A 6,000-nucleotide genomic window follows, 5' to 3' on the forward strand; every position below is an offset into this window, starting at 1 on the left:
TGTTCCGGATCCGCTTGGCCGGAGAGCTCGGCCGGGCCTAGGTAGCGGCTTCGGTGGCGGGGTCGACGGGCCGCTTGTAGTACCGCCATGGGAACCATCCCGCACCAACCGGAATCCATCCTTCTGATTCCAGCCGCCTGTGCCGCGTGACGGAGGGGAGCGTGACCCGGCAGTGCTCCCAGGGGTGGCCGGACGCCTCCACCTCGTGGAAGAAGGGGCCGTAGCCGACCAAGTGCCAGCCGTCACGGCCGGCTTCCTCGAGGGCGGCCATCTCGTTGAACGCGGTCAACCCGCCCAGGGTGCGGCGCTTCGGGGCGTTCGGTCCCCCGGGGAGCGGTGCCGACGGGGCTGCGCCCGCGGCCTTGCCCGCGAAGCGCTGCTGGGCGGCCTGGCGGCTCACCCCCAGGACCCGGCCCACCGTGTCCCAGCTGTGGCCGGCAGCCCTGGCGCCCTGAACGGCCTCACGCAGCAGCCGGCTCGCCTCCTCGGCACCGACGCGCGAGGCGTCCACCAGGCGCAGGTAGCCGTGGGCGTCGTGTTCGAGTGACTCGGCCAGCCCCTCGGGGGCGCCGAGGACGGCTGCGGCGATCCCTTCCCGGATCCGGTCCATCTCCACCGGGTGGAGCAGCGGTTCGTCGCTCATCGGCGCAGTCCGGCAAGGGGTTCGAGGGCGTCGAGGACCGCCTCGTCGCGGCGCGCCTGCTCGGCGGAGCGGGCCGCCGCACGGGCCGCCAGGCCGCCCGTGCAGGCGATGAGGGCAAGGCCCACGACGATCAGGGCGACGGTGGCAAAGGTGCCGAACCGGCCGCCGAACATCACCGTCACGGCCGGGAGACTCACGGCGAGCGGCAGCACGGCGGCCATGGGTGCGGTGGCGGGGAAGGGGTCCCGCTGCCGGGCCTCCGAATTCAAGATCAACATACGTCAAGGAAACCTTGACGCGGCCGACTTGTCAAGAATTCCTTGACACCCGCGTCCCGCACCACGGCGTCCAACAGCCGCGCGCGGCCGGCATCACCCCCGCCCCCGCCCCGACGCTGCCACCGACACGGCAGACCCGTACTGCGCGTAGCGGGTGGTGAACGGGCTCGGCCGGATCCGCCCGCTCCCGACGGTCAGCCCGAGTACCGCCTCCTGCAGGGCGGTGGCTTGCGCCAGCAGCCCGTCCAGAGAGGACGCCGCCTCGGGGCCACGGCGCACGGCGAAGGCGTGCCCGTCCGTGAGGACTGCGGCTTCCTCCTGCTCGAAGAGGCCGGCGACGGCGCCGAGCGCGGTCTGGATCTTGAGCTGGTCGGCGCCGACCAGCGCACCGCAGGGGCCGTTGCCCTCGTCGGAGAGGTGGAGGACACCGCAGTCCCTCAGGTGCACGATCACGTGCCCGGCGCAGTGAGCCTGGCTGCGCAGCACCCGGACCACACCGTCGGCGAAGGTCCAGCCGGTGAACCGCAGCGAGCCGATCCGGATCCGCTCCGGCGGCCACTCCTCGTAGGTCCGGTCGTCGCGGCGAAGGGCCGCATCGGCACGAAGAGCGACAGCACCTTGTCTGCCAGTTCGGGTGCCGGCAGCGGCGCCGCCCAGGCGATGCGCTCGGAGGACCGCACCCAGTAGGACTCCGGGTCCCTCGTCTGGTCCGGTCGGCGGCGGGGACACAGTGCTCGACGGGCACGCCCAGCTCGTCGGCCAGGTCGTTGTTGCCGACGTGACCGGGATGACCGTGCGTGGTCAGCAGCAGCGCCCGAGACCAGGGCCCGACGCGGTCGGCCGCCGCCCGCAACGCCGTACGGAGGGCCGGGTGACGCCGGTATCGACGAGCATCAGGGTGTCGCCGGCCCGGTGCACCAGGGCGTTGGCGACGTCCGGCTGATCGTGCGCGAGATCCAGTTCCTGGCCGAGGACCAGCACGGTCCTGTCGTCGATCTCGATCAGGTCGCCGAGCGCGGTCATGGATCCTCCCGCCGTCCGGGAAGGTGGCGGCCGGAACCGCTGCTCCAAGCTGGCGGGAACACCAGACTCCCGCCGTCGGGCGTACGCCGCACCAGCGCCCCGCGCGACCGTCCCGTCTCGATCGCGAAGCTTCTGCGCGGCCTCGCCGTGGTCGTGGCGGTCGGCCTCGCGACACGGGCCCGCCGTCGCCGTGGTGCCCGGTGCGGCACCGGCACCGCACCGGGCGAAGACGGGGCGGCGAGACCCGCCCGCGCGTACACCCTGATGGGTACTCGGGCCCCGGACGGCCAGGCGGTCCAAGTCGCCAGCAGCCGCCCTGCCTGCGTGACGGCGAGATCGGCCGCGGTGCGGCCGTCGCAGTCGACGGCCACCCAGAATCCGGTGGCGGGGCTCGGATCTGGAGGCGGGTGTGGACGTGTTGTTCGCCGCTGGTGTCCGAGACGAACGAGGCGCCGGGGACGGTGAGGCCGATATGGAACTCGGCGTCGAGGTCGCCGCCCGCGACCGTCCACGGGGACAACCTCGTCGACGCGTACGCGGCTGCGCTCGCGGCGCTCCCGGGCATGGTCGGCGGCGGGTCGGGCTCGGCCTCGGGGTGGGCCATCGGCATGAAGGAGGCGAAGGAATGGCAGCTGCCCTGGGCTTGGCCGTCTTCGGCGGCGGTCAGTGCGAGGGCCGTCCGCGGCCGCGGCCGTCGGCGCGCAGCCGACCGCCTTCAGGTTCTCCTGCCCGTCGGCGGCGAGGGTGGGGCCGAGGTCGATGCTGATGGTGGTGACCTGCTCGTCGCCCACCAGCGCGCACCGCCGACCCCGCGTTGAAGCCGGTCCCCGCCCCGAACTCCAGCACCCCCGCAGGGGCCTGGGCCGGCGGACCATCAGCAGCCGGCGTCCGCCCTCTGCATCAGCGCGGCCAGAATGTCGGCGCCGAGGTGGCCGCGCAGCTGGTCGGCCGACCGTCCCGGCGCCGTCTTCTCCGCGTCCTCGCCAAGTTCTTCCTCGTCGGAGACGGTCATCACCAGGACGGGGCCACACAACGGCAGATCCAAGCGGGGCCGACTGAGCAGGCCGTCCTGTTCCATCGGCGGCTGCTCCTTACCGCGCGCCGGTCCTGTTCAAGGGGTCGAGGAGGCCGGTGGAGCGTCTGTACCTCAGCGCGCGAACTCGGGGGCCTTCTCCGTGGGCAACGTCCGCAGCGTTCGAAGCGGTGACAGGAAGTTCGGAACGACGCTCAGCGTCATGCCGGCTGCACCGATCCACAGCGTTCCTGTTGCTCCGAACACAGAGCCCGAGGCTCCACCCAAAAGCCCACCGAGAGGAATGCCGCCGCAGGAAACGAATCGAGCTGTTGCGCTCATCCGGCCCAGAAGCCGATCCGGCGTCAGGGCCTGTTGGAAGCTTGATTGAGCCACCACGCGAACGACTCCGCCCAGTGAAAGAGCCGCGAGTCCGATCGCAGCCGCGTATACGCTCCAACCCGTTCGCGCCAACGGCATGAGGGCGGTCAACGGACAGGTGACCAGTGGCGCGAGCCAGATGACCGGACCTTGCCCGACCCACTTCGAGACCCTGGTTGCCGACAGTGCACCCAGCAAGGCACCGCAACCCATTCCCGACAGAATGAGGCCAACGCCGAATGATTGGAGACCTGCCTCCCGCTCCAGAAAGACCAGCAACATGGTTTGATACATGACCAGGAAGAGGTTGAATATCGCATCCCCCAACACAATTGCACGTAAGGTGGGGTACTTGACGAGGAACTTCAATCCCTCCTTGATCTCTCGACCCAACCGAGGGCGCTCACTCGGCTCTGGCTTCTGTTCGCGTTTCCGGATGGTGATCGCGAGCAACGCCGACATGGCCATCCCGGCCGAACTCATCGCAAGCGTTGCAGGGGATCCGATCAGGCCGACCAGTGGCCCTGCCACCGTCGGCCCACCGATACTGGCCGCCGAGCGTATTGCCGACAGTTTTGAGTTTCCTTCCACGAGATTGCCGCGCCCCACCAAGTGTGGGAGATAACTGACGTATGCAACATCGAAGAAGACAGTCAGCACTCCGTGGACCAAGGCGACTGCGTAGAGCCACCAGATGGTGAGAAGGCCCGCCCACCACGCCACCGGTATCGTCAAGAGAACCAGCGCGCGAGCAAGGTCGGTGCTGACCATCACCGATCGCTTCCGCGTGCGGTCCACCCACGCGCCTGCCGGCAGCCCGACCAGGAGCGATCCTGCCGTGGTCAGCGCGGTCAGCAATCCGACCTGGAACTCGTCGGCATGCAATGCCGTGATGGTGGCCAGAGGCAGAGCGAGAAAGATGATGCGGTCGCCGAGTTGACCGAGCGCAGTGGCGGCGAATAATCGCCCGAAGTCCTGATCATGCAAGAGGCCGAACCGGGGGGATTTCGACATTCCAATACCCTACTGTCGAATACGCGATGTCTCTCTGATGGTTACAACGACTACGGGCGGTCGACTCCGAACTCGTAGACCACTTCCCGGCGCACGTCCGGAATGACCATGTCGGCCGTTTCCACCGGACGTCCGTCCGTGTCGAAGATGGTCCGCTCGATCTGAAGCACGAGGTCTCCCACGCTGATCCCCAGGAGGTTCGCCTGCACCTGGGTGGCACGAGCCGGGCGTGGCACCTCGACCACGGTCGACACGACCACGCCGATGGAGCGCATGCGCTCAACCACCCCCTTTCCCGCCAGGGGACCCATCTCGGGCAGCACGATCGGCGTTCCATCCGTGATGGCCATCGGCTCCCAGGATTCGGAAAGCTGCACGGGTTGCCCGTCGGCGAGGAACTCGTAATGTGTGGTGACACAGAGGTTCCCGGGGCTGATGGCGAGCCGCTCGGCGATCGCCTCGGGGGCGGGGACGCGCACCTGGCTGTGCGCATCCCAGGCGTCGGCCCTGCCCCGCTCCTTCCTGTCGGGCCAGTGTCGAGAGCCTTCCCGGCGTTCGCGGTGTCGCGAGCGGACCAGCCGCAGGCGCTCTCGCGGCATGCGGACGTAGGTGCCCGAGCCGGCCCGCCCTTCGAGGAGACCGTCGATGATCAAACGGTCCATGGCCCTCTGCATGACGTTGCGTCCGACCCCGTACTCCACGGCGAGCCGCGCCCGGGACGGCAGGCGCTCCCCGATCTCCCACTCCCCCGCGAGAATCCGTGCGCGCAGCACGTCGGCCACTGCGAGGTACGGCGCCTCTCGGGGCATGGGCGATCCTCCGGTTGTCCTGCACTGCGGCAGCTGGTCGGTCCCAGGGGGCGTTGGCAAGTTGGCAAGTTGGCAAGCTACTGCACCAGGTGAAAGCTGCTGGAGTAGAAATACGCTCGGCGCTCATACGCCTACGGAGGTTTCCGGCATCGCGTCCCTGACCGCCCGCCGCGGAGCAGGACCGGGCACCTTCGCCGGATGATCGCCTCGACCCTGTTCAGCCAGGAGGCCCCAGGTCGGCAGGACGGCCAACCGGACCTGCCGGCCGGGCGCCTACGAACTGTTCAAACCACACCTGCGCCCTGACTGACCGCATCGACACCGGGCAACAGCACCGCGGCGCCCCATCCCTGCTCCGCGTGGAGGTACCGCGCCTTCGCGCCAGGACTCGAACGAACTCGCTGTCGGAGAGATACCAAGCGAGTGGGTGGAAACCACCCTCAGCAACACCGGCGTGACGTCCCCCGGGCCCTGGACGTTCTACAGGAGAACTGGACCGGCATACGGCGGATATGCCGGGACCTCCGGCGCGGAGTCCTGCGGTGGAGGTCTCCTCAGAGCCGGACCTGGTTCACCGGTGGACCATCGATCGGCATGCAGGTCAGTGCGCCCGGCAGGCCTCGGTGATGCGGGGGTGCCGATCGCCCGGCGATGGCCTTGACGCCCTCGTCACCTCCGCCGGCACCACTTCCGTCATCCAGAGTGTTGGTGATATCCGACGCATGTCTTCGAATCGCCTCCTGGGAGTTATTGAGCCGAAACTCCTCGGTTGCCTGGTCGTTGGTCGGGTGTGATCGAGAGTGGGGATATGCGCCGGCTGTCGCCGGATGCGCAGGAGGA

Annotated in this window: 9 protein-coding genes; 1 reads left to right on the forward strand and 8 read right to left on the reverse strand. The window is 69.2% G+C overall.

Features of this window, described 5'->3' with window-relative positions; translation table 11 throughout:
- Window positions 1-37: 37 nt before the first annotated feature.
- From ACFY04_RS42310 to ACFY04_RS42325, 4 genes are all read right to left on the reverse strand, one after another.
- Window positions 38-643: a hypothetical protein gene (locus tag ACFY04_RS42310; RefSeq protein WP_389126304.1), complete on the reverse strand. Its 606-nt coding sequence runs from the start codon at window positions 641-643 to the stop codon at window positions 38-40.
- A complete protein-coding gene (locus ACFY04_RS42315) occupies window positions 640-921 on the reverse strand; it encodes a hypothetical protein (RefSeq protein WP_389126306.1) in 282 nt (93 codons plus the stop codon). The genes ACFY04_RS42310 and ACFY04_RS42315 overlap by 4 nt, the downstream gene beginning before the upstream one ends.
- Window positions 922-1,014: 93 nt before the next feature.
- Window positions 1,015-1,407 carry a hypothetical protein gene (locus tag ACFY04_RS42320; RefSeq protein ID WP_389126308.1) on the reverse strand — a complete coding sequence of 131 codons (393 nt, stop codon included), beginning with the start codon at window positions 1,405-1,407 and terminating at the stop codon, window positions 1,015-1,017.
- Window positions 1,408-1,722: 315 nt separating this feature from the next.
- Window positions 1,723-1,944, reverse strand: coding sequence for a hypothetical protein (locus tag ACFY04_RS42325; RefSeq protein WP_389126309.1), 222 nt, complete (start codon window positions 1,942-1,944; stop codon window positions 1,723-1,725).
- A 461-nt stretch (window positions 1,945-2,405) separates the two neighbouring features.
- Here ACFY04_RS42325 and ACFY04_RS42330 point away from each other — a divergent pair, with 461 nt between their 5' ends.
- The gene (locus ACFY04_RS42330) at window positions 2,406-2,762 is read left to right on the forward strand and encodes a hypothetical protein (protein ID WP_389126311.1); all 357 of its coding nucleotides are present in this window, start codon (window positions 2,406-2,408) and stop codon (window positions 2,760-2,762) included.
- A 56-nt stretch (window positions 2,763-2,818) separates the two neighbouring features.
- Here the strand turns inward: ACFY04_RS42330 and ACFY04_RS42335 are convergent, their stop codons facing one another.
- The 4 genes from ACFY04_RS42335 to ACFY04_RS42350 form a co-directional block, all read right to left on the reverse strand.
- Complete coding sequence (locus tag ACFY04_RS42335; RefSeq protein ID WP_389126312.1) at window positions 2,819-3,022, reverse strand: hypothetical protein; 204 nt, start codon at window positions 3,020-3,022, stop codon at window positions 2,819-2,821.
- A 69-nt stretch (window positions 3,023-3,091) separates the two neighbouring features.
- Window positions 3,092-4,351, reverse strand: coding sequence for an MFS transporter (locus ACFY04_RS42340; protein ID WP_389126314.1), 1,260 nt, complete (start codon window positions 4,349-4,351; stop codon window positions 3,092-3,094).
- A 50-nt stretch (window positions 4,352-4,401) separates the two neighbouring features.
- On the reverse strand, window positions 4,402-5,160 hold the full coding sequence (locus ACFY04_RS42345) for a GntR family transcriptional regulator (RefSeq protein WP_389126315.1): 759 nt from the start codon (window positions 5,158-5,160) through the stop codon (window positions 4,402-4,404).
- A 554-nt stretch (window positions 5,161-5,714) separates the two neighbouring features.
- Window positions 5,715-6,000: hypothetical protein (locus ACFY04_RS42350; protein ID WP_389126317.1), on the reverse strand; the 286-nt coding region annotated here is incomplete at its 5' end.

Origin of the sequence: Streptomyces sp. NPDC001549 (genome assembly GCF_042894025.1) — a bacterium.
Lineage (GTDB): Bacteria > Actinomycetota > Actinomycetes > Streptomycetales > Streptomycetaceae > Streptomyces > Streptomyces kutzneri.